General features: G+C 59.2%; 19 protein-coding genes. 8 read left to right on the top strand and 11 right to left on the bottom strand.

The features are described 5' to 3' along the window. Position 1: 1 nt before the first annotated feature. The 3 genes from ORL50_RS06685 to gpmI all read right to left on the bottom strand — a co-directional run bounded on the left by ORL50_RS06685 (position 2) and on the right by gpmI (position 4,394). On the bottom strand, positions 2-1,321 hold the full coding sequence (locus tag ORL50_RS06685) for a S41 family peptidase (RefSeq protein ID WP_266011357.1): 1,320 nt from the start codon (positions 1,319-1,321) through the stop codon (positions 2-4). Between the two features lie 31 nt (positions 1,322-1,352). Then, entirely contained in the window at positions 1,353-2,648 is a 1,296-nt protein-coding gene (locus ORL50_RS06680; protein WP_266011355.1) for a murein hydrolase activator EnvC family protein, read from the bottom strand. 216 nt (positions 2,649-2,864) lie between these two features. Then, positions 2,865-4,394, bottom strand: a complete 1,530-nt coding sequence (gpmI, locus tag ORL50_RS06675; protein ID WP_266011353.1) for a 2,3-bisphosphoglycerate-independent phosphoglycerate mutase — start codon at positions 4,392-4,394, stop codon at positions 2,865-2,867. Between the two features lie 153 nt (positions 4,395-4,547). Here gpmI and ORL50_RS06670 point away from each other — a divergent pair, with 153 nt between their 5' ends. The 3 genes from ORL50_RS06670 to secB are packed head-to-tail and all read left to right on the top strand — an operon-like array spanning position 4,548 to position 5,749. Continuing rightward, positions 4,548-4,961, top strand: coding sequence for a rhodanese-like domain-containing protein (locus ORL50_RS06670; protein ID WP_247292360.1), 414 nt, complete (start codon positions 4,548-4,550; stop codon positions 4,959-4,961). A 1-nt stretch (position 4,962) separates the two neighbouring features. Further along, complete coding sequence (grxC, locus tag ORL50_RS06665) at positions 4,963-5,217, top strand: glutaredoxin 3 (RefSeq protein ID WP_045061998.1); 255 nt, start codon at positions 4,963-4,965, stop codon at positions 5,215-5,217. Between the two features lie 40 nt (positions 5,218-5,257). Further along, on the top strand, positions 5,258-5,749 hold the full coding sequence (gene secB / locus ORL50_RS06660; protein WP_045061997.1) for a protein-export chaperone SecB: 492 nt from the start codon (positions 5,258-5,260) through the stop codon (positions 5,747-5,749). Positions 5,750-5,878: 129 nt separating this feature from the next. On the opposite strand, the gene ORL50_RS06655 is transcribed toward secB, so the two are convergent. Beyond that, complete coding sequence (locus ORL50_RS06655) at positions 5,879-6,334, bottom strand: tRNA (cytidine(34)-2'-O)-methyltransferase (RefSeq protein ID WP_007949025.1); 456 nt, start codon at positions 6,332-6,334, stop codon at positions 5,879-5,881. On the opposite strand from ORL50_RS06655, the gene ORL50_RS06650 reads away from it, so the two are divergent. After that, on the top strand, positions 6,333-6,773 hold the full coding sequence (locus ORL50_RS06650; protein ID WP_266011337.1) for a hypothetical protein: 441 nt from the start codon (positions 6,333-6,335) through the stop codon (positions 6,771-6,773). The two genes, ORL50_RS06655 and ORL50_RS06650, sit on opposite strands and share 2 nt — an antisense overlap. A gap of 551 nt (positions 6,774-7,324) precedes the next feature. Here ORL50_RS06650 and ntrC read toward each other — a convergent pair. Next, complete coding sequence (ntrC, locus tag ORL50_RS06645; RefSeq protein WP_045061995.1) at positions 7,325-8,761, bottom strand: nitrogen regulation protein NR(I); 1,437 nt, start codon at positions 8,759-8,761, stop codon at positions 7,325-7,327. Beyond that, a complete protein-coding gene (gene glnL / locus ORL50_RS06640; protein WP_266011335.1) occupies positions 8,758-9,843 on the bottom strand; it encodes a nitrogen regulation protein NR(II) in 1,086 nt (361 codons plus the stop codon). The genes ntrC and glnL overlap by 4 nt, the downstream gene beginning before the upstream one ends. 23 nt (positions 9,844-9,866) lie before the next feature. Here glnL and ORL50_RS06635 point away from each other — a divergent pair, with 23 nt between their 5' ends. Beyond that, positions 9,867-10,076 carry a hypothetical protein gene (locus ORL50_RS06635; RefSeq protein ID WP_266011333.1) on the top strand — a complete coding sequence of 70 codons (210 nt, stop codon included), beginning with the start codon at positions 9,867-9,869 and terminating at the stop codon, positions 10,074-10,076. Here the strand turns inward: ORL50_RS06635 and ORL50_RS06630 are convergent. The 4 genes from ORL50_RS06630 to glnA form a co-directional block, all read right to left on the bottom strand. Next, positions 10,073-10,693, bottom strand: coding sequence for a DUF4124 domain-containing protein (locus ORL50_RS06630; protein WP_266011331.1), 621 nt, complete (start codon positions 10,691-10,693; stop codon positions 10,073-10,075). The two genes, ORL50_RS06635 and ORL50_RS06630, sit on opposite strands and share 4 nt — an antisense overlap. Continuing rightward, positions 10,690-11,199 carry a DUF4124 domain-containing protein gene (locus ORL50_RS06625; protein WP_266011329.1) on the bottom strand — a complete coding sequence of 170 codons (510 nt, stop codon included), beginning with the start codon at positions 11,197-11,199 and terminating at the stop codon, positions 10,690-10,692. The genes ORL50_RS06630 and ORL50_RS06625 overlap by 4 nt, the downstream gene beginning before the upstream one ends. A 20-nt stretch (positions 11,200-11,219) precedes the next feature. Further along, complete coding sequence (locus ORL50_RS06620) at positions 11,220-11,645, bottom strand: cupin domain-containing protein (RefSeq protein WP_266011327.1); 426 nt, start codon at positions 11,643-11,645, stop codon at positions 11,220-11,222. Positions 11,646-11,977: 332 nt separating this feature from the next. After that, positions 11,978-13,384 (bottom strand): type I glutamate--ammonia ligase, encoded by a 1,407-nt coding sequence (glnA, locus tag ORL50_RS06615; protein ID WP_045061991.1) that lies wholly within the window; start codon positions 13,382-13,384, stop codon positions 11,978-11,980. 332 nt (positions 13,385-13,716) lie between these two features. On the opposite strand from glnA, the gene thiI reads away from it, so the two are divergent. Together thiI and typA are read left to right on the top strand one after the other, a co-directional pair. After that, positions 13,717-15,171: a tRNA uracil 4-sulfurtransferase ThiI gene (gene thiI / locus ORL50_RS06610; protein ID WP_266011324.1), complete on the top strand. Its 1,455-nt coding sequence runs from the start codon at positions 13,717-13,719 to the stop codon at positions 15,169-15,171. Between the two features lie 139 nt (positions 15,172-15,310). After that, the gene (gene typA, locus ORL50_RS06605; RefSeq protein WP_266011322.1) at positions 15,311-17,131 is read left to right on the top strand and encodes a translational GTPase TypA; all 1,821 of its coding nucleotides are present in this window, start codon (positions 15,311-15,313) and stop codon (positions 17,129-17,131) included. 154 nt (positions 17,132-17,285) lie between these two features. Here typA and ORL50_RS06600 read toward each other — a convergent pair whose 3' ends face one another. Further along, positions 17,286-17,726 (bottom strand): YkgJ family cysteine cluster protein, encoded by a 441-nt coding sequence (locus ORL50_RS06600; RefSeq protein ID WP_027922155.1) that lies wholly within the window; start codon positions 17,724-17,726, stop codon positions 17,286-17,288. Between the two features lie 259 nt (positions 17,727-17,985). Here ORL50_RS06600 and ORL50_RS06595 point away from each other — a divergent pair, with 259 nt between their 5' ends. Then, complete coding sequence (locus ORL50_RS06595; protein WP_266011320.1) at positions 17,986-20,436, top strand: glycogen/starch/alpha-glucan phosphorylase; 2,451 nt, start codon at positions 17,986-17,988, stop codon at positions 20,434-20,436. Positions 20,437-20,507 lie beyond the last annotated feature (71 nt).

The raw sequence follows: 20,507 nt of genomic DNA, 5'->3' as shown, positions 1-20,507 counted from the left end.
CTCAGCGGCCAGAGGTGATGCTCAACCCTTTGAGCAAGCTCAGCGCCTGGGCCAATTGGTAATCATCATCCTGTGGCATCGCCTTGGCTTTGCCGCCGGAGCCGGTCGGCTTGTCTTCGCCACCATTGCCGTTGCCCAGGTGACCCTGCAGGTCGGCTTCCTTGAAGTAGTCGCCGTCCTGCTCGTTGGTGATTTTCGCCTTGCGCACTTCGATGTCCGGGACGATGCCCTGAGCCTGGATCGAGCGGCCGTTCGGCGTGTAGTACAGCGCCGTGGTGATCTTCAGGGCGCGGTCGTTGTTCAGCGGCAGCACGGTTTGCACCGAGCCTTTGCCGAAACTGGTGGTGCCCATCACTACCGCGCGCTTCTGATCCTGCAGGGCGCCGGCGACAATTTCCGAGGCCGAGGCGCTGCCGCCGTTGATCAGCACGACCATTGGCACGGCTTCGCTTTCATCCTTGCCAGTGGCCGAGAAGCGCAGTTCGGAGTTGGCGATGCGGCCCTTGGTGTAGACGATCAGCCCTTTGGTGATGAAGTGGTCGACCACTTCCACTGCGGACTGCAGCACGCCACCCGGGTTGTTGCGCAAGTCGAGGATGACGCCTTTGAGTTTCTTGCCGTTGTCCTTGCGCAGCTTGGCCAGGGCCTTGGAGACTTCGTCGCCGGTCTTGACCTGGAACTGCGTAATGCGGATGTAGCCATAACCCGACTCCAGCAGCTGTGCCTTGACGCTCTTGACCTGGATGATGGCGCGGGACAGGGTTACGTCGAACGGAGTGCCGCCGTCGCGCACCAGGGTCAAGGTGATCTTCTGGCCGATCTTGCCGCGCATCTTATCCACGGCTTCGGTCATGCTCTGGCCGCGGGTCGGCTGGCCGTTGATTTTCACGATGAAGTCGCCGGCCTGAATGCCAGCCTTGGAGGCAGGGGTGTCATCGATCGGCGAAACCACCTTGATAAAACCGTCTTCGGCGCCGACTTCAATGCCCAGGCCGCCAAATTCGCCGCTGGTGCTTTCCTGCAATTCAGCGAAGTCTTCCGGGCCGAGGTATGCGGAGTGGGGGTCGAGGTTGCTGAGCATGCCCTTGATGGCGTTTTCCAGCAGGGTCTTGTCGTCGACAGGTTCGACATAGGCCGCCTTGATCCGGTCCATGACCTCGGCAAAGGTGCGCAACTCTTCCAGAGGCAAAGGCGCCTTGGTGGTCGCAGCAGTGCCCGCAGGCGCGACCGCCGGGGCTGGTTGAGCGGCAAACGCCAGAGGCGCGCCGATCACCAGGGCGATCGTCAGGGCCAGCGAGGTAAGGCGGGACAGATGCAGCATGTCGAACGAACTCCTGAAGTAGATGGCGTGCTTATCCTTGCGCGCGGCACCATTGCGCCGGATCACTCGGGTGACCCTGCTGACGAATAGCAAAATACAACGCTGGTGTGTCCTGTCCGCCACTGCTGCCGACAGTGGAGATGGACTCACCGGCTTTAACCACGTCACCTGCAGACTTCAACAGCGTCTGGTTGTGACCATACAGACTCAGGAACCCGTTGCCGTGATCGAGGATGACCAGCAGGCCAGCGCCACGCAGCCAGTCGGCAAACACTACACGACCACCATGCACGGCATGCACCTGGCTGCCTGCGGACGCACTGATCATCACGCCGTCCCACTTGGTACGCGCGTCATCGCCACGGGTTTCGCCAAAGCGTGCCAGCAATCGACCATCAACAGGCCATGGAAGTTTTCCCCGAGTGGAAGCAAAAGCACCACCGAAGGTTTCGCCTGAGCTGGAGACCAATGCCCCGGGTGTCGATTTGACCTGTTTGCGTGGGGCGTCAGACGTGTCTTCTGCTGCTGCCTGGGCCTCACGTAAACGCTTTTTTTCGGCTTCCTGCTGGGCGATCAGCGCTTTTTGCCGCGCTTCTTCTGCCTCACGGGCCTGACGGGCCAGGGTTTCTTCGATGGTTTTAAGGACTTTAGACAGGTCTGCCTGATCTTGCTCGCGGGCTGCCAGTTTCTGGTCGCGAGCCTTGACGTCAAGGTTGAGCTTGGCGAGTACCTGCTGGCGTTCCTGGCGAACTTTTTCGAGTTCGTCTCGCTGGCTGTCCAGGCTGCTTTTCTGCACCAGCAGTTGAGCCTGCTGCATGTCGATATCTTTTTCGACATTGGCCAGTTGCCGCAGGGTCTCGTTGAAATTTTTCAGCTGTTCCAGGCGGGCCTGGCTCAGGTAGTCGTAATAGGTGAGGGTGCGGGCGAATTTTTCCGGGTTCTGCTGGTTCAGCAACAGCTTCAGGTACTCCTGACGCCCGTTCTGGTAGGCCGCCCGAGCCTGGATGGCAATCAGTCGTTGCTGTTCAACGCGCGCGCTCTGGAGTTTTTTTTTCTCGGCATCGAGTCGCTGCAGCTCGGCTTCGCTTTTCTTCAGCTCTTTTTGCAGGGCGTCGACCTGCTTCTCGAGCTTGCCCATTTCGGTCTCGGTGCCTTTGAGGTCCTTTTGGACTCCGGATTTTTCTTCCTGGAGCTTGCCCAGCAGTTTTTTTAGCTCGGCAATATCCTGACGCGTGGCGTCCAACTGCTGTTGGGTTTGCGCGCGCTCGTCAGCGAAGGCCGGTTGGAGCAGGCAAGTCAGGGCAAGGGCTATCAGGACGCGAAGCATAAAGGCGGGCGACACCAGGGAAAGGGACGGCCTAGTATGCCCGCCAAGCGCCGCAAAAAAAACGCCCAATTGGGGCTGTGTGATAACCGGACTGAAAATCAGCGCTGCCCCCTGTAAGAGCGAGCCTGCTCGCGATGGCGTCTTAACATTCAACAATGATGTTGGCTGTCAGATTGCGATCGCGAGCAGGCTCGCTCCTATAGGGTTATGGGCTGGTTAGACTAGGATCGAGGTGCCGGTCATCTCAGCTGGTTTTTCCATCCCCAGCAACATCAACATCGTCGGCGCCACATCCGCCAGAACGCCGCCATCACGCACCTTGAAGTCACGCTTGCCGACATAGATGAACGGCACCGGCTCAGTGGTGTGAGCGGTATGAGCCTGGCCAGTAGACTCGTCGGACATCTGCTCGACGTTACCGTGGTCAGCCGTGATCAGCGCTTCACCGCCCACTTTTTCCAGCGCATCGACAATGCGGCCCACGCACAGGTCCAGGCACTCAACCGCCTTCACCGCCGCATCGAATACGCCGCTGTGGCCGACCATGTCGCCGTTGGCGTAGTTGACCACGATCACGTCATAACGCTGGTTTTCAATGGCGTCGACGATTCGGTCAGTGACTTCCGGTGCGCTCATTTCCGGCTGCAGGTCGTAGGTGGCGACTTTCGGCGACGGAATCAGGATGCGCTTTTCGCCCGGGAACGGTTCTTCGCGACCGCCGGAAAAGAAGAAGGTCACGTGCGCGTATTTCTCGGTTTCGGCGATGCGCAGCTGGGTCTTGCCGTTTTTTGCCAGGTAATCACCCAGTACGTTGTCCAGGCTGCCGGCGGCGAAGGCCGAAGGGGCAGGAATGCTGGCAGCGTACTGGGTCAGCATCACGAAGCCGGCCAGCTTCGGCTGGCGTGCACGTTCGAATTCCTTGAAATCGTCTTCGACGAACACCCGAGTCAGTTCCCGGGCGCGGTCGGCGCGGAAGTTCATGAATACGACGGCATCGCCGTCTTCGACTTTGACCGGCTCACCGATGGAGGTGGCCTTGACGAATTCGTCGCTCTCGCCGCGTGCGTAAGCGGCTTCCAGGCCTTCCTGGGCAGTGGCGGAGTTGAATTCGCCGTTGCCATCGACAATCAGGTTGTAGGCCTGGGAGACGCGGTCCCAGCGGTTGTCGCGATCCATGGCGAAGTAACGGCCGATGATGCTGGCGATTCGGCCTTTGCCCAGCGCCTGGAAGCTGGCATCGAGCAGTTCGATCGACGACTGGGCACTCTTCGGTGGGGTGTCGCGGCCGTCAAGGAAGGCGTGCAGATAGATTTTCTCGGCGCCGCGCTTGTAGGCCAACTCCGCCATGGCAACCAGGTGATCCTGGTGGCTGTGAACGCCGCCGTCGGACAGCAGGCCCATGAAGTGCACGGCTTTGCCGGCAGCGACGGCTTTATCCACGGCGGCGCAAATGGTCGGGTTCTCGAAGAACTCGCCGTCGCGGATCGATTTGGTCACTCGAGTGAAGTCCTGGTACACAACGCGGCCAGCACCGAGGTTCATGTGACCAACTTCGGAATTGCCCATCTGGCCATCCGGCAGGCCGACGTCCATGCCGCTGCCCGAGATCAGGCCGTTGGGTACGGAGGCAGTCAAGCGGTCCAGCACAGGCTTCTTCGCGGCGAATACGGCGTTGGATTCAGGGCTCTCACTGTGACCGAAGCCGTCGAGGATGATCAGGACCAAAGGTTTAGGCGTGGTAGTCATGGATTCCACTCGTGGCTGAGTTAAAAGAGGGCAATGGAAAAGGGAGTGGCAGTTTAAAGCGAAGTTCCGGCCACGTCACCGCCGGACGGGGTTTGGCCCACCATAGTGGCTGTGTATACTGGCCGACATTTTAACGCCCTGGAACCTCCTTCAATGGTTGATCACCTGATTGCATTTGCCACCACTCACTATCTGCTTGTCGGTATCTTCGCCGTTCTGCTGGCTCTGCTGATCGCCCATGAAATGAAGGGCGGCGGTCGTAGCCTGAGCACCGGTGAGCTGACCGGGCTGGTCAACAAGGACGCAGGCGTGGTGATCGACATTCGTCCGACCAAGGACTTCGCCGCCGGTCACATTGTTGGTGCGCTGAACATTCCTCACGACAAACTGACCGCTCGTGTCGGCGAACTGGAAAAGCACAAGGCCAAGACCATCATCCTGGTCGACGCCATGGGTCAGACCGCTGGCACTCACGCCCGCGAGCTGATGAAATCCGGCTTCACTGCCGCCAAGCTGTCCGGCGGGATCTCCAGCTGGAAAGGCGACAACCTGCCGCTGGTGAAGTGATATGAGCAACGTCGTCGTCTATTCCAGCGATTACTGCCCTTACTGCTCGCGAGCCAAGTACCTGCTCGAGAACAAAGGCGTGGCCTTCGAAGAGATCAAGGTCGATGGCAAGCCGCAGGTGCGCGCCGCCATGGCCCAGAAAGCCGGACGGACATCCGTTCCGCAAATCTGGATCGGTGAGCGCCACATCGGTGGCTGTGATGATTTGTTTGCCCTTGAGCGCGCCGGCAAGCTCGACGCCCTGCTCAAGGCCTGAACGCCTTCCCTATAAGACCCAAGATCAGAAAGGATCTGAGATGACTGACCAACAGAACACTGCAGCTAGCGAAGAAGAAACCGCACCGCAATTCTCCTTGCAGCGCATCTACGTACGTGACTTGTCCTTCGAAGCCCCGAAAAGCCCGGCGATCTTTCGCCAGCAGTGGGAGCCGAGCGTCGGTCTGGATCTGAACACCCGTCAGAAGGCGCTGGAAGGTGACTTCCACGAAGTCGTGCTGACCTTGTCGGTTACCGTTAAAAACGGTGAGAGCGGCGAAGTGGCGTTCATCGCCGAAGTGCAACAGGCCGGGATCTTCCTGATCAAGAACCTGGACGACGCTTCGATGAGCCACACACTGGGTGCTTTCTGCCCGAACATCCTGTTCCCGTACGCTCGCGAAACCCTGGACAGCCTGGTAACCCGCGGCTCGTTCCCGGCCCTGATGCTGGCTCCGGTGAACTTCGATGCGCTGTACGCGCAAGAGCTGCAACGCATGCAGGCGGCTGGCGAGACTCCGACCGTTCAATAACGGTCCTGAGTCAAAGCAAGTCCAATGTGGGAGCGGGCTTGCTCGCGAAAGCGGTGTAACAGTCAACGATGAGGTTGAATGTTATGACCCCTTCGCGAGCAAGCCCGCTCCCACATTTGCTATGCGGTGTTACTTGAAGCCCAGCTGGCGCCAGCCTTCGTACACTGCGACGGCCACGGTGTTCGACAGGTTCAGGCTGCGGCAACCCTCACGCATCGGCAGGCGCAGACGTTGTTCACCCGGCAGGGCGTCCAGCACTTCGGCTGGCAGGCCACGGCTTTCCGGGCCGAACAGGAACGCGTCGCCCTCGGCGAAGCTCGCATCATGGAACGGCCGCGAGCCCTTGGTGGTGAAGGCGAACAGGCGTGGGTGACCGAGGCTTTCCAGGCAGCTGGCAAGGTCGGCGTGTCGTTGCAGGGTGGCGTACTCGTGATAATCGAGCCCCGCCCGGCGCAGGCGCTTGTCGTCCATCTCGAAGCCCAGGGGCTCGATCAAATGCAGGTGGCAGCCACTGTTGGCGCACAGCCTGATAACGTTGCCGGTATTCGGCGGAATTTCTGGTTGGAAGAGGATGACGTGAAACATGCACGGCTCCGAAGATAAAGATGACCGGCATTCTACGCCGCCCGTGGATCGGCGTTCGAAACTATTACCTCGGGTGATGGGGTCTTTGGCGATTGTTGGCGTCATGGTCGGGTTGATGATCGGCCGTCTGACCACACCAGACCCCACTGAGCTGCAACAGGTAGAGGTGACGAGCGACGGATTGGTGGTGTGGTTCAACAACGAACCCAAGACCCATGGCGAAATCGTCGACGGCAGCCTGGCATTGCTGTTCGCCGCCGATGGCAAGGCGCAGAAAGGGCAGCTCAAGCTCAACGACAAAAGCGTGAACTGGCGAGTGCGAATGAGTGATGGGGGATTGTTGCTGACCGTGGTGGCTGCGAGGCCACTGCTGGGTGAGTGGGTCGGTAGCGAGGTCGATGACCGTTGGCGACTGGAGATCCATCTCCGGGAGCAATAAAAGAGGGAATCCCCGGCCTGCCTGTACCAAGGTTCCCAAAACGGGAGGGCTCGCGCATTGCGGCGTCAGCCCGGTGTAAAGAAGGAACCCCTGACCTGCCTGTATCAAGGGCCCCAAAACTGGGTGGGCTCGTCGCTTGTGCGGTGTGAGCCCGGTGTAAAGAGGGGAATCCCCGGCCTGCCTGTACCAAGGTCCCCGAAACTGGGTAGTGAACTGATTCACTGAATGGACTATTGCAGGGGGCGTGCCAGGTTTTAACAAGTTGATACATAAACCCTGGCCAAAACGCCGAAAGCCCCGTAATTCGGGGCTTTCGTGTTTTTTCGGTTGGGGTTCGGTTGCGAAAGCAGGCGGGGTTTTAAATCAGCATTCGTGCGCGATTGCGGTTCACGGTGCATTCAGTCGGTGCACGTTGGCGCCAAAAGCATCGCGGGCAAGCCTTGCTCCCACAGGGATCATTGGTGCCCACGATTGCGTGAACACCAACGATCCCTGTGGGAGCAAGGCTTGCCCGCGATTGGATCTAACGGTCAGCGAAGATCTAAAGCTGTTTAGCCCTCTTCCCCCTCGTCATCATCCCCGCCATCAACCTTCATCCCCAATTCCTTGATCTTGCGAGTCAGGGTGTTGCGACCCCAGCCCAGCAACACCGCGGCATCACGCCGACGGCCAGCGGTATGCTTGAGGGCGGTTTCGATCATGATCCGTTCAAACGCCGGCACCGCACTGTCGAGCAGGCTCGACTGGCCGCGAGCCAGGGCTTGATCGGCCCACTGGCGCAGCGCCTGCTCCCAGTTGGTGACTGGTGCCGAATCCTGGGGCAGGTTCAGCAGCTCTGGCGGCAGGTCACTGATGTGCACTTCGCGACCGGAAGCCATCACCGTGATCCAGCGGCAGGTGTTCTCCAGCTGACGCACGTTGCCGCCCCATGGCAGGTTTTTAAGGTACTCCTCGGTCTCGCTCTTGAGCAGCTTCGGCTCCACCGCCAGCTCTTGGGCGGCGCGGGCGAGGAAGTGCTTGGCCAAGGTCGGGATGTCTTCGCGACGATCCGACAGGCGCGGGATGTGAATGCGGATGACGTTAAGGCGGTGGAACAAGTCTTCGCGGAATTTACCCGCGTGCACCAGGGTTTCCAGGTTCTGGTGAGTCGCGGCGATGATTCGCACGTCGACCTTGACCGGTGTATGGCCGCCCACCCGGTAAAACTCGCCATCAGCCAGAACCCGCAGCAGGCGAGTCTGAGTGTCGGCCGGCATGTCGCCGATTTCATCAAGAAACAGGGTGCCGCCATCCGCCTGCTCGAAACGCCCGCGGCGCAGGTTGGCCGCGCCGGTGAAGGCACCTTTCTCATGGCCGAACAACTCGGATTCCATCAGGTCCTTGGGGATTGCCGCCATGTTCAGTGCGATGAACGGCGAGGCCGCTCGAGGGCTGTGGCGGTGCAGCGCGTGGGCAACCAGCTCCTTGCCGGTGCCGGATTCGCCGTTGATCAGTACGGTGATGTTGGAATGGCTCAAGCGCCCGATGGCGCGAAACACTTCCTGCATCGCCGGCGCTTCGCCGATGATTTCCGGGGTGCGCGTCAGCGTCGGGACGACTTCCAGGCCTTGTTGCTCCTGGGCGTGCTGATTGGCGCGCTTCACCAAGGATACGGCTTCGTCGACGTCAAACGGTTTTGGCAGGTACTCGAACGCGCCGCCCTGATAGGACGCGACAGCGCTGTCCAGATCCGAGTGAGCAGTCATGATGATCACGGGCAGCCGTGGGTGCTGTTCGCGAATCCGCGCCAGAAGGTCCAGGCCGCTGGCGCCGGGCATGCGGATGTCGGAGATGATCACGTCCGGCTGCTGGCGCGCCAGGCGGCTCATCACGCCATCGGCGCTGTCGAAGCTTTGCGTGGTCATGCCTTCCTGCTGCAAGGCTTTTTCCAGGACCCAACGGATAGAACGGTCGTCATCGACGATCCACACGGTTTCACTACGGCTCATGTCGATGTGGCTCCTTGTTCCAGTGGCAGAAAGATCGAGAAGGTGGTGTGGCCTGGGTGGCTGTCACACTCGATCAGGCCCTGGTGCTGGCTGATGATGTTCTGGGTAATGGCCAGGCCCAGTCCGGTACCGTCCGGGCGGCCGCTGACCATGGGAAAGAAGATGGTTTCCTGAAGTTCCGCAGGTATGCCGGGGCCGTTGTCGATGATCTCGATCTTGGTCACCAGGCGATGGCGCACGTGGCCGATGGTGAACTGGCGCATGGCGCGGGTACGCAGGCTGATGCGGCCAAGTCGCAACTCATTCTGGCTGCTGATGGCCTGCATCGCGTTGCGCACGATGTTAAGTACCGCCTGAATCATCTGCTCGCGATCGATCAGGACGTCGGGAATGCTTGGGTCGTAGTCGCGCACCAGGTTGATGCAGCCCTGGCTTTCGGCTTCCACCAGGTGGCAGACGCGCTCCAGTACTTCGTGAATGTTGCACATGGCCAGCGATGGCAGCTTGTTTGAGCCGAGCATGCGATCAACCAGGTTGCGCAGGCGATCGGCTTCTTCAATGATCACGTTCGTGTAATCGCGCAGGCTTTCCTCGGGCAGCTCACGGGCCAGCAGTTGCGCTGCGCCACGAATCCCGCCCAGCGGGTTCTTGATCTCGTGGGCCAGGCCGCGCACCAGCATCTTGCTGGTTTCCTGCTTAGAGAGCTGCGCCTCCTCCTTGGTGATGCGCAACAGGCGATCCCGCGGGTGGACTTCGAGCAACAGCATGGTGTCGCCATTGGCCAGGATCGGTGTCACTGCGTAGTCAACAGTCAGGGTCTGCCCGGTGAGGGCGGTGAGCATTGCTTCGCGCTTGGTGAAAGGGTGGGCCTGTTCAACCGCCTGGCGCAGGGAGTTCAGCGCTTCTGTGGATTCGGTAAACAACTCACTGATGAATTGCCCGTGACTGCGCTGCCCGCTGATTGCCAGGAGCATTTCGGCCGCCGGGTTCATGTACTCCAGGCGCAACTGGGCGTCTAGCAGGATGGTGGCAGTCGTCAGGTTATCGAGCAGCAAGCGGTGCAGTGCGTCGCTAATGGTCATCAGGACCTCTTTTGGAGCAGGGCGTGCGCAAGAAAAAAGCGTTTGTTACTGGAAAATGCAAAAACCAAACCAAGGCTCTGAAAAGAAGCGTCGATCGCCTGAAACAGGCGTTTGACGCTCTTTTGCGTGGCGTTATGCCAGCTTCCACGGGTAGTTTCGAACCAAAATGGGATGAGAAGTGGGTAGGAGGCAACTATTCGCACCAATATAGTGCGATCAGATGTAAGCGTTAGAAAAACTTCAAGAAGGAGGTTTTTTCTTCTTCGGGTTTGTCCTTCAGCGGGCATTCCGGGCGCTGGCCGAAGTCGGTGAGGGCGCAGGGTGTTACCTGGCGTTTCTGGGCGAGGGAGATGCGCAGCATATGAAAGGGTTGGTTGGCGGTGCGCTCCACGGTGCGCCCTTGCTGGTCGAGTATCTCGACCGACAGGTGATGGCTGCCACGGTCGACATTGGTGAGGGCAAATACCGGGCTCAGGCCGGGTTCGGCAGTGGGTTTGCCGTCCAGCAGCAGGCGGTAGCGGTGCCCATGTTGGAGTTTGGGTTCGCTGGTCACGCTGACAATCAGTTCCCCGGCATTGCTGCGTAGCGTGGCATCGGGTTCTGGCACCAGCACCCTGAGCATGTCATAGCGAAAAATGGTCGCGGGCTCAGTCTGTTTGCTCGCCGTCACCGGCCTGGCGCTGGTCGGGTTGGCGGACATGCGATTGCCTGGTGCCAGGGGCACGCGTTTCGCATTGCCCGAGCCGGGCTGGTCGGTGAAGACCCGATTGCCCTGGGCATCGACGTAGGTGAAGACTTCAGCCGACGCCGGCACGGCGATCAGGCAAGCGATCAACAGCCAGGCCTTCACGGCGTGTGCACCCGTTGCACGGTGAAGGTCACAGTCGGGCTCTGCTGCACAATGCTGTCGCCGCTTATTACCTGTACCGCCAGGCTGTGGGTGCCGCGATCAATGTTTACCAGTTGCAGGCTCGGCACGTTACTTGGCTGACCGTAAGGCTGGTCATCCAGCAGCAGCCTGAACAGGTGGGGGCCTTGCAGGCGCGGTTTGATCAGCACGCCTACGGTAAAGGTGCCGTTATTGGCACGTAGCGCCTCGCTGGAGGGGAGGTTGGTCACCTCCAGCACCTCGTATGCGCTACGCGGCTGTTCTTCAGTTACGGGGGCGATGGGCGGCGCAGCTGGCGCTTGGGATTCGACGCTGTTAAGCGGGGGCAACTCGACCGGCTGCGCCACCACCCCATCGGGCGGTTGGTTGCTGTAGGCCGTGTTGCCTTGGGCGTCGATGTACTTGTAGATCCCGGCCATGGCAGGAGCCGCCGAGGCCAGAAGCATAAGCATTAACAATGGCCGCATTCAGACTCCCTGTTGCGAGGCTACTCCGACAGTGGAATACCTTGGCTGCCAGCATAGAACACAATGAGTTCCACGGGCACGTCACCGGTTTTGCCGCGGTGGGTGGTATCAACCATCTCGGCCAGCGCCTCGCCCTTTTTGAAGAGTCGAACCTGGCCACCGTCCCTGCTTTCCACTGTCAGCTCTCCGGAAAGAATGTACGCCGCGTTGGGTATGGGGTGCTTGTGCCAGTTGAGTTCGGTATTGGCCGGAATCTTGAGTTTTAGCAGCGACAGTTCGGGCGCGGCATCGGGATAGCGAACATAAGGCGTACTGTCCCAAGATGTGCTGCTCTGCAGCAGAACCTCGCGTTCGATGCTCGCAGGTGCTGATGCGGGGCTGCAGCCCGGCAGAGTGCAGGAGGCCAAAGTTGCGAAGAGCAGGGGAATGAGTGCGCAGGGTTTCATCGCTCCATCCTTTGAGGTTCGGTAGTCGATGAAGGCTACGAACACCACAAAAAGATTGATGCCGGACGATGCCGATAACGGCCTGGGAAAATTCGTTGTTTCTTGTCGGAGATCGGCTACAGAACCGGCTTTGCGCAGGAAGCCTATTTGCCCGCTCGGCTATAGGGTTCCTGCTGAAAAAGAGTCGAAATTGTAGAGCAACTCCCCTGGGCCGACCTCGACGAACTGTTTGCAAAAAAATGCAGAGCTGTCCGCTGCAAAATCCTGGAAATAAAAAAGGCCTCCCGAAGGAGGCCTCTTTTTGTCACGCCGCGTGTTGCAGCGCTACCGGATCAGCAGCTGTAGTACAGCTCGTATTCCAGTGGGTGTACGAAGGTGCGAACCTTGATTTCTTCTTCGCTTTTCAGGGCGATGTAAGCGTCGATGAAATCGTCGGAGAACACGCCGCCTTTGGTCAGGAACGCACGACCTTTGTCCAGCTCTTCCAGGGCTTCTTTCAGGCTGCCGCAAACTTGTGGGATCTCTTTCGCCTCTTCAGGCGGCAGGTCGTACAGGTTTTTGTCAGCTGCGTCGCCAGGGTGGATCTTGTTCTGGATGCCGTCCAGGCCAGCCATCAGCAGTGCAGCGAAGCCCAGGTATGGGTTGGCTGCTGGATCCGGGAAGCGGGCTTCGATACGGCGAGCGCGCGGGCTCGACACGTAAGGAATACGGATCGAAGCGGAACGGTTGCGAGCCGAGTAGGCCAGCATTACCGGAGCTTCGAAGCCTGGGACCAGACGCTTGTAGGAGTTGGTCGACGGGTTGGTGAAGCCGTTCAGGGCCTTACCGTGCTTGATGATGCCGCCGATGAAGTACAGGGCGGTGTCGGACAGGCCGGCATAACCTTCGCCAGCGAAGGTGTTCTTGCCATCTTTGGCGATGGACAGGTGAACGTGCATACCCGAGCCGTTATCGCCGTACAGTGGCTTAGGCATGAAGGTCGCGGTGCGGCCGTAAGCGACAGCAACGTTGTGTACGCAGTATTTCAGGGTCTGAACTTCGTCAGCCTTGGCGACCAGGGTGTTGAACTTCACACCGATTTCGTTCTGGCCGGCAGTTGCCACTTCGTGGTGGTGAACTTCGATGGTCAGGCCCATTTCTTCCATGGCGTTACACATGGAGGTACGGATTTCGTGATCGTGGTCGAACGGTGGAACCGGGAAGTAGCCGCCTTTGATGCCTGGACGGTGGCCGTGGTTGCCGCCTTCGATGTCCTGGTCGGACATCCACGAGCCTTGCTCGGAGTAAATCTTGAACATCGAGCCGGAGATGTCGGACTTGAACTTCACTTGGTCGAAGATGAAGAACTCTGGCTCCGGGCCAACGAATACGGTGTCGCCGATACCGGTCGACTTCAGGTATTCCTCGGCGCGGTGGGCGATGGCGCGCGGGTCGCGGTCATAACCTTGCATGGTCGAAGGGTCGATCACGTTGCAGACCAGGATCAGCGTTGGGTCTTCGGTGAACGGGTCGAGGACCGCAGTGCTGTCGTCCGGCAGCAGGATCATGTCGGAGGCTTCGATGCCTTTCCAGCCAGCGATGGAGGAACCGTCGAACATTTTGCCTTCTTCGAAGAAAGCTTCATCCAGCGCGTCGCGAGCCGGCATGGTCACGTGGTGCTGAGTGCCTTTGGTGTCCGTGAAGCGCAGATCAATCCACTTGACGTCATGATCTTTGATGAGTTGAACCGACTTCGACATAGTGTCCTCCGGGTGGCTTCGGGCTTTGGTAGTGGATTGCCCTTGGAATGTGGGTGATGCCGGCGCGAATACTCTGCCAAGGCAACCTGCCTCACAAGGGAGCAAATTGCATGCCAGTGCCCCAGCATGGGTTTTTCGCCCCAAATTCACGCTTATAAAGGTGCAAAGCGCTCATAACGGCAAATTCGCGCCCTGTTATGTGGCGCATGATCACACAAACGACCTGTTTTGGTGCGCGCAAAACCTTCTGCATATTAACTGGTTAAACCTTGAGCAATTTCCGCTATAATCCGCGCCCCCCTTTTTCGGCTGGCCCAGCGCGCGCTGTTTTCATGAAACTAATCGTAAAAGTCTTCCCCGAGATCACCATCAAGAGCCGCCCGGTACGGATGCGTTTCATCCGCCAGTTGGCCAAGAACATCCGCACCGTGCTCCGCGACCTGGACCCGGCCGTGGTGGTGAACGGTGTGTGGGACAATCTCGAGCTGGAAACCCGCGTCAGCGAGCCCAAGGCCCTGAAGGAGATGACCGAGCGCCTGAGCTGCATGCCGGGCATCGCGCATTTCCTGCAGGTCGATGAGTACCCCCTGGGTGACTTCGACGACATCGTGGAGAAGTGCAAGCTGCACTTCGGCGAATCCTTGGCCGGGAAGATTTTTTCGGTGCGCTGCAAGCGTGCCGGCAAGCATGAATTCAGCTCGATGGATGTCGAGAAATATGTCGGCAGTCAGCTGCGTCGTCAGTGCGGCGCTGCCGGAATCTCTCTAAAAGAGCCGGAAATCGAAGTTCGTATCGAAATTCGCGACAAACGGTTGTTCGTCATCCACAACCAGCACAACAGCATCGGCGGTTATCCGCTGGGCGCCCTGGAGCAGACGCTTGTACTGATGTCGGGTGGCTTCGATTCAACGGTTGCTGCCTACCAGATCATGCGTCGCGGGCTGATGAGCCATTTTTGCTTCTTCAATCTGGGCGGACGGGCCCATGAATTGGGGGTGATGGAAGTCGCGCACTTCATCTGGAAGAAGTACGGCAGCTCCCAACGCGTGTTATTTGTCAGTGTGCCGTTCGAAGAAGTACTGGGAGAAATCCTCGGAAAAGTCGATAACAGTCATATGGGCGTAGTTTTGAAGCGTATGATGTTGCGCGCTGCTTCCCGTATTGCCGATCGGCTGGAAATCGAGGCGCTGGTCACCGGTGAAGCGATTTCCCAGGTATCGAGCCAGACGCTGCCGAACCTGTCCGTGATCGACTGCGTGACTGACAAGCTGGTCTTGCGACCGCTGATCGCCAGCCACAAGCAGGACATCATCGATCTGGCCAACGAAATCGGTACGGCCGATTTCGCCAAGCACATGCCGGAATACTGTGGGGTCATCTCGGTGAACCCCAAGACCCACGCCAAGCGTCCGCGCGTGGAGCACGAAGAGAAAGAATTCGACATGGCGGTTCTCGAGCGTGCGCTCGAGAACGCCAAGCTGGTACCGATCGATCGCGTGATCGACGAATTGGGCCAGGACTTGCAAATCGAAGAAGTCAGCGAAGCCCTCGCGGGCCAGATCGTCATCGACATCCGTCATCCGGATGCCGCTGAAGACGACCCGATGGAGCTGGCTGGCATTGAGGTACAGACGATGCCGTTTTATGCATTGAACGCTCGTTTCAAGGAACTGGACCCTACTCGCCAGTACCTGCTGTATTGCGACAAAGGCGTGATGAGTCGCCTGCATGCCCACCATTTGCTCAGTGAGGGGCATGCCAATGTGCGCGTTTATCGACCGAGCTAAGAGCCCGGGGCTGTATGCCTGTGGCCTGCGTCACCGGCCCCCCGACTCTGCCGTCAAGCTGTAACGGCAAGGCCTGACTCTACTGTAAATCGCTGCCAAGACTTGTCAGCACACCGAATCCTCTGATCGAGATACACAAGTGATCGAAAATCTACGCAACATCGCCATCATTGCTCACGTTGACCATGGTAAAACCACCCTGGTAGACAAACTCTTGCGTCAATCCGGCACCCTGGAGCGCAACGAGCTCAACGACGAGCGCGTGATGGACTCCAACGACCAGGAGAAAGAGCGCGGTATTACCATTCTGGCGAAAAACACCGCCATCAACTGGAACGGCTACCACATCAACATCGTGGACACCCCGGGCCACGCCGACTTCGGCGGCGAAGTTGAACGCGTAATGTCGATGGTTGACTCCGTTCTGCTGCTGGTTGACGCTCAAGACGGCCCTATGCCGCAAACCCGTTTCGTGACCAAGAAGGCTTTCGAAGCCGGCCTGCGTCCGATCGTGGTGATCAACAAGGTTGACCGTCCAGGCGCGCGTCCGGACTGGGTTCTGGACCAGATCTTCGACCTGTTCGACAACCTCGGTGCTACCGAAGAACAGCTGGACTTCAAAGTCGTCTACGCCTCGGCCCTGAACGGCATTGCCGGTCTGGACCACACCGACATGGCTGAAGACATGACCCCGCTGTACCAGTCGATCGTCGACAACGTACCAGCACCGAAAGTTGACCGTGATGGTCCGTTCCAGATGCAAATCTCGGCACTGGACTACAACAGCTTCCTGGGCATCATCGGCGTTGGCCGTATCGCTCGTGGTCGCGTCAAGCCGAACACCCAGGTTGTTGCGATCGATGCCGACGGCAAGAAGCGTAACGGCCGTATCCTGAAGCTGATGGGTCACCACGGTCTGCACCGCGTTGACGTTGAAGAAGCAGCTGCCGGCGACATCGTCTGCATCAGCGGCTTCGACCAGCTGTTCATCTCCGACACTCTGTGCGACCCACTGAACGTCGAAGCGATGAAGCCGCTGACCGTTGACGAACCAACCGTTTCGATGACCTTCCAGGTTAACGACTCGCCGTTCTGCGGCCGTGAAGGCAAGTTCGTCACCAGCCGTAACATCAAGGAACGTCTGGACAAAGAGCTGCTCTACAACGTTGCCCTGCGCGTTGAAGAAGGCGACACCGCCGACAAGTTCAAAGTCTCCGGCCGTGGTGAGCTGCACCTCTCGGTACTGATCGAAACCATGCGTCGCGAAGGCTTCGAAATGGGTGTTGGTCGTCCGGAAGTGATCATCCGCATGGTTGACGGCGTGAAGCACGAACCGTACGAAAACGTGACCATCGACCTGCCAGAAGAATCGCAAGGTTCGATCATGGAACAGATCGGTATCCGTAAAGGCGACCTGACCAACATGGTTCCGGATGGCAAGGGCCGTGTGCGCCTTGAGTACAACATCCCGGCACGTGGCCTGATCGGTTTCCGTAACGAGTTCCTGACCCTGACCTCCGGTGCAGGCATCCTGACCTCGATCTTCGACCGTTACGACGTGATGAAGTCCGGCGACATGTCCGGCCGTCAGAACGGCGTGCTGGTTTCGGTTGCTACCGGTAAGGCTCTGACTTACTCGCTGGAAACCCTGCAAGCTCGTGGCAAACTGTTCCTGGGTCACGGTGAAGACGTGTACGAAGGTCAAATCGTCGGCATCAACAGCCGCGACAACGACCTGGGCGTCAACCCAACCAAAGGCAAGAAGCTCGACAACATGCGTGCCTCGGGTAAAGACGAAACCATCGCTCTGGTTCCGCCTATCCGTTTCACCCTGGAACAAGCTCTTGAGTTCGTGCAAGAAGACGAACTGTGCGAAGTCACTCCTAAGTCCATCCGTCTTCGCAAGAAGATCCTGGGCGAAAGCGAGCGTACCCGCGCTGCCAAGAAGTCCGGTAACTAAGTCATTTAGTTAACGAACAAAAAAACGCCCCCGATCGCGAGATCGGGGGCGTTTTTGTTTGTCTGGAGCAAAATCAAAAGATCGCAGCCTTCGGCAGCTCCTACAGAGTTATGTGAACACCTGTAGGAGCTGCCGAAGGCTGCGATCTTTGGGTTTAGAACTTTTCGAGGGTGCGACGGCTGCTACTGGTCTCGCGCGCCACTTCCTTGGGCTTGTAAGCGCAGTACCCCGGTCGCGGACCGATCTTCGGGTGATTGCGGCAAGTATCCGGGCGCTTTTCATAAATAGTGCACAGACGGCTCTTACGATCCAGGTACAGGCAGTCGTTGTTGCTCATGCGCTGGAGGGTGAAGATCTCGGTCTTCTGGCTGTAACGCTCGACGATCCCTTCCTTCTGCAAGCGCTTGGCAATGTTCTTCGCCGGCTCGCCGCGCTCGAATTCGTCGACGATGCCGATGCGGATCAGATCCTTGATCTTGACCTCGACCGGCAGGGTGCAGCAGCTGGACACACAAGAGCCGCACATAGGTGCAGAATACTTGGCCCAGGTATCGAGGCGATCGATCTCCGCAGCGGCGATCAGGTTGGGTTTCATCATCGGTTGTTACCAGCGTGTGCATCAGGGCGCGCGATCATACCGGGACTGGTGGATTTTTGAACAACCTTTCGCCAGATATTTTCCTGCGAGGCTCATCGGCCCCGGTAATCCGGCACGAGCCCTGCATTCTTTCCGGCACGCGCCAAGGTAATGTCGACCTATCTCGCACTAACGGGAAAAACTGCCGAACCAGACTCTCTACGGCCTGTCAGACCGTCTAGGCTCAACTATTCCACGCTCGCTCGAGGTCCTATCGATGACTCAAGAACCACTTGTTCGCGAAGCAGAGGTGGCCGCATTCCGCGACGCCGTCTTGACCAAACTCACCTACGCGGTGGGCAAAGACCCGGATCACGCCTTCGACCACGACTGGTTCGAAGCCATTGCCCTGGCAGCGCGCGATCATATGGTCGAGCACTGGATGGACCACACTCGGCAAATCTATCGCAAAGGCCAGAAGCGCGTTTATTACCTCTCGCTGGAATTTCTCATCGGCCGTTTGCTCTACGACAGCCTGAGCAACCTCGGCCTGCTCGATGTGGCCCGCGAAGCCATGACGGAACTCGGTGTGGACATTGAGCGCATCCGCTTGCTCGAACCTGACGCGGCACTGGGCAACGGCGGCCTCGGTCGCCTGGCGGCGTGCTTCATGGAAAGCATGTCGACCCTGGGCATTGCCGGTCACGGCTACGGGATTCGTTACGAGCACGGCTTATTCCGCCAGGCCATCGTCGATGGTTGGCAGCAGGAGCAGACCGAGCACTGGCTGGACTTCGGCAACCCGTGGGAGTTCGAGCGCCCGGAAGTGGTGTACCCGATCGGCTTCGGTGGCAGTGTCGAGACCGTGACTGACGAGAACGGCAAGTCCAAGCAAGTCTGGACGCCGGTGGAAACTGTTCGTGCCATTGCCTACGACACTCCGGTAGTCGGCTGGCGCGGGGCGAGCGTCAACACCCTGCGGCTGTGGCGCGCCCGCGCCATGGAAGACCTGCACCTGGAGCGCTTCAACGCCGGTGACCACCTTGGCGCCGTTGCCGAGGTTGCCCGGGCCGAAAGTATTTCCCGTGTCCTGTACCCCGCGGACAGCACCGAAGCTGGCCAGGAACTGCGCTTGCGCCAGGAATACTTCTTCGTTGCCGCCTCCTTGCAGGACCTGCTGCGCCGCCATCGCAATATGCACACCTCGGTGCTGACCCTGGGCGATCATGCGGCGATTCAGCTCAACGATACGCACCCCTCGATTGCCGTGGCCGAACTGATGCGCCAGCTGGTCGACGTTTATGACGTGGCCTGGGATGCCGCGTGGCAGGTGACGGTCGATACGCTGTCGTACACCAACCACACGCTGCTGCCCGAGGCGCTGGAAACCTGGCCGGTCGGCCTGATGGAGCGCATGTTGCCGCGGCACATGCAGATCATCTACCTGATCAACGCCCAGCACATCGACTCGCTGCGGGCCAAGGGCATTCACGACTTCGATGTGTTGCGCGCGGTGTCGCTGATCGAGGAAGACAACGGCCGTCGAGTGCGCATGGGGAACCTGGCGTTCCTCGGATCCCATAGCGTCAATGGCGTATCCGGCCTGCACACCCAGCTGATGCGCAAAACCGTGTTCTCCGAACTGCACAAGCTCTACCCGGAGCGGATCAACAACAAGACCAACGGCATCACCTTCCGCCGCTGGCTCTACCAGGCTAACTCCGAGCTGACTTCAATGTTGGTGGATGCCCTGGGACCGGACCTGCTGGACAACCCGGAAGAGCGCTTGCTCGAGCTGGAACCGTTCGCCGAGAAACCCGCGTTCCGCAAGGCCTTCGCCGAGCAGCGCTTGCACAGCAAGAAAGCCCTGGCCTACATCATTCACGAGCGCCTGGGTGTTGCAGTCAATCCGGCGGCGATGTTCGACGTGCAGGTCAAGCGTATCCACGAATACAAACGCCAGCTGCTCAACCTGCTGCACACCGTGGCGCTGTATCAGGCAATTCGTGCCGAGCCGGAAATCGACTGGGTACCGCGGGTGAAAATTTTCGCCGGCAAGGCTGCCGCCAGCTATCACCAGGCCAAGTTGATCATCAAGCTGACCAACGACATCGCTCGTGTGGTCAACAACGACCCGACTGTGCGCGGTCTGCTCAAGGTAGTGTTCCTGCCCAACTACAACGTCAGCCTGGCGGAGAGCATCATTCCGGCGGCGGACTTGTCGGAGCAGATCTCCACCGCAGGCTTCGAGGCATCAGGTACCAGCAACATGAAGTTCGGCCTGAACGGCGCGCTGACCATCGGCACCCTCGACGGCGCCAACGTGGAAATGTGCGAGCGCATCGGTGCCGAGCATATGTTCATCTTCGGCCTCAGCGCCCAGCAGGTTGAAGCGCGCAAGCAGAACCACGAGTTCAATGCGACACCGGACATCGCGGCCTCTCACCGACTCAACGACGTATTGCAGGCAATTCGCGGCGGAGTGTTCTCGCCGGATGATCCGTCGCGTTATGCGGGCCTGATCGATTCGCTGATCGACTACGACCGCTTCCTGGTCTGCGCCGATTTCGACTCCTACTGGGACGCGCAGATGCGCGTCGAGGCGCACTGGCATGATTCGAACGAGTGGTGGCGGTCTGCGGTGTTGAATACCTCGCGCATGGGCTGGTTCTCGTCCGACCGGACAATTCGCGAGTACGCCACGGATATCTGGAAAGCGTTGGAGTAAGTCTGCGCCCGGCTCGATATAATGGCGCCGGAAAGATCGCAGCCTTCGGCAGCTCCTACAGGGCGACACAT

This window comes from Pseudomonas sp. RIT-562, from assembly GCF_026241895.1.
Lineage (GTDB): Bacteria > Pseudomonadota > Gammaproteobacteria > Pseudomonadales > Pseudomonadaceae > Aquipseudomonas > Aquipseudomonas mandelii_F.
Note: the sequence above shows the minus strand (reverse complement) of the source record. Positions and strands in the feature narration are given on the sequence as shown.

Excerpts from the sequence above, each read along its gene's own strand:
- gpmI (WP_266011353.1), bottom strand. The coding sequence starts at position 4,394 with ATGACTACCACGCCTAAACCTTTGGTCCTGATCATCCTCGACGGCTTC.
- ORL50_RS06600 (WP_027922155.1), bottom strand. The coding sequence starts at position 17,726 with ATGAAACCCAACCTGATCGCCGCTGCGGAGATCGATCGCCTCGATACC.
- ORL50_RS06670 (WP_247292360.1), top strand. The coding sequence starts at position 4,548 with ATGGTTGATCACCTGATTGCATTTGCCACCACTCACTATCTGCTTGTC.
- ORL50_RS06620 (WP_266011327.1), bottom strand. The coding sequence starts at position 11,645 with ATGAAACCCTGCGCACTCATTCCCCTGCTCTTCGCAACTTTGGCCTCC.
- secB (WP_045061997.1), top strand. The coding sequence starts at position 5,258 with ATGACTGACCAACAGAACACTGCAGCTAGCGAAGAAGAAACCGCACCG.
- glnL (WP_266011335.1), bottom strand. The coding sequence starts at position 9,843 with ATGACCATTAGCGACGCACTGCACCGCTTGCTGCTCGATAACCTGACG.
- grxC (WP_045061998.1), top strand. The coding sequence starts at position 4,963 with ATGAGCAACGTCGTCGTCTATTCCAGCGATTACTGCCCTTACTGCTCG.
- ntrC (WP_045061995.1), bottom strand. The coding sequence starts at position 8,761 with ATGAGCCGTAGTGAAACCGTGTGGATCGTCGATGACGACCGTTCTATC.
- glnA (WP_045061991.1), bottom strand. The coding sequence starts at position 13,384 with ATGTCGAAGTCGGTTCAACTCATCAAAGATCATGACGTCAAGTGGATT.
- ORL50_RS06625 (WP_266011329.1), bottom strand. The coding sequence starts at position 11,199 with ATGCGGCCATTGTTAATGCTTATGCTTCTGGCCTCGGCGGCTCCTGCC.
- ORL50_RS06685 (WP_266011357.1), bottom strand. The coding sequence starts at position 1,321 with ATGCTGCATCTGTCCCGCCTTACCTCGCTGGCCCTGACGATCGCCCTG.
- ORL50_RS06655 (WP_007949025.1), bottom strand. The coding sequence starts at position 6,334 with ATGTTTCACGTCATCCTCTTCCAACCAGAAATTCCGCCGAATACCGGC.
- ORL50_RS06595 (WP_266011320.1), top strand. The coding sequence starts at position 17,986 with ATGACTCAAGAACCACTTGTTCGCGAAGCAGAGGTGGCCGCATTCCGC.
- ORL50_RS06680 (WP_266011355.1), bottom strand. The coding sequence starts at position 2,648 with ATGCTTCGCGTCCTGATAGCCCTTGCCCTGACTTGCCTGCTCCAACCG.
- thiI (WP_266011324.1), top strand. The coding sequence starts at position 13,717 with ATGAAACTAATCGTAAAAGTCTTCCCCGAGATCACCATCAAGAGCCGC.
- ORL50_RS06650 (WP_266011337.1), top strand. The coding sequence starts at position 6,333 with ATGCACGGCTCCGAAGATAAAGATGACCGGCATTCTACGCCGCCCGTG.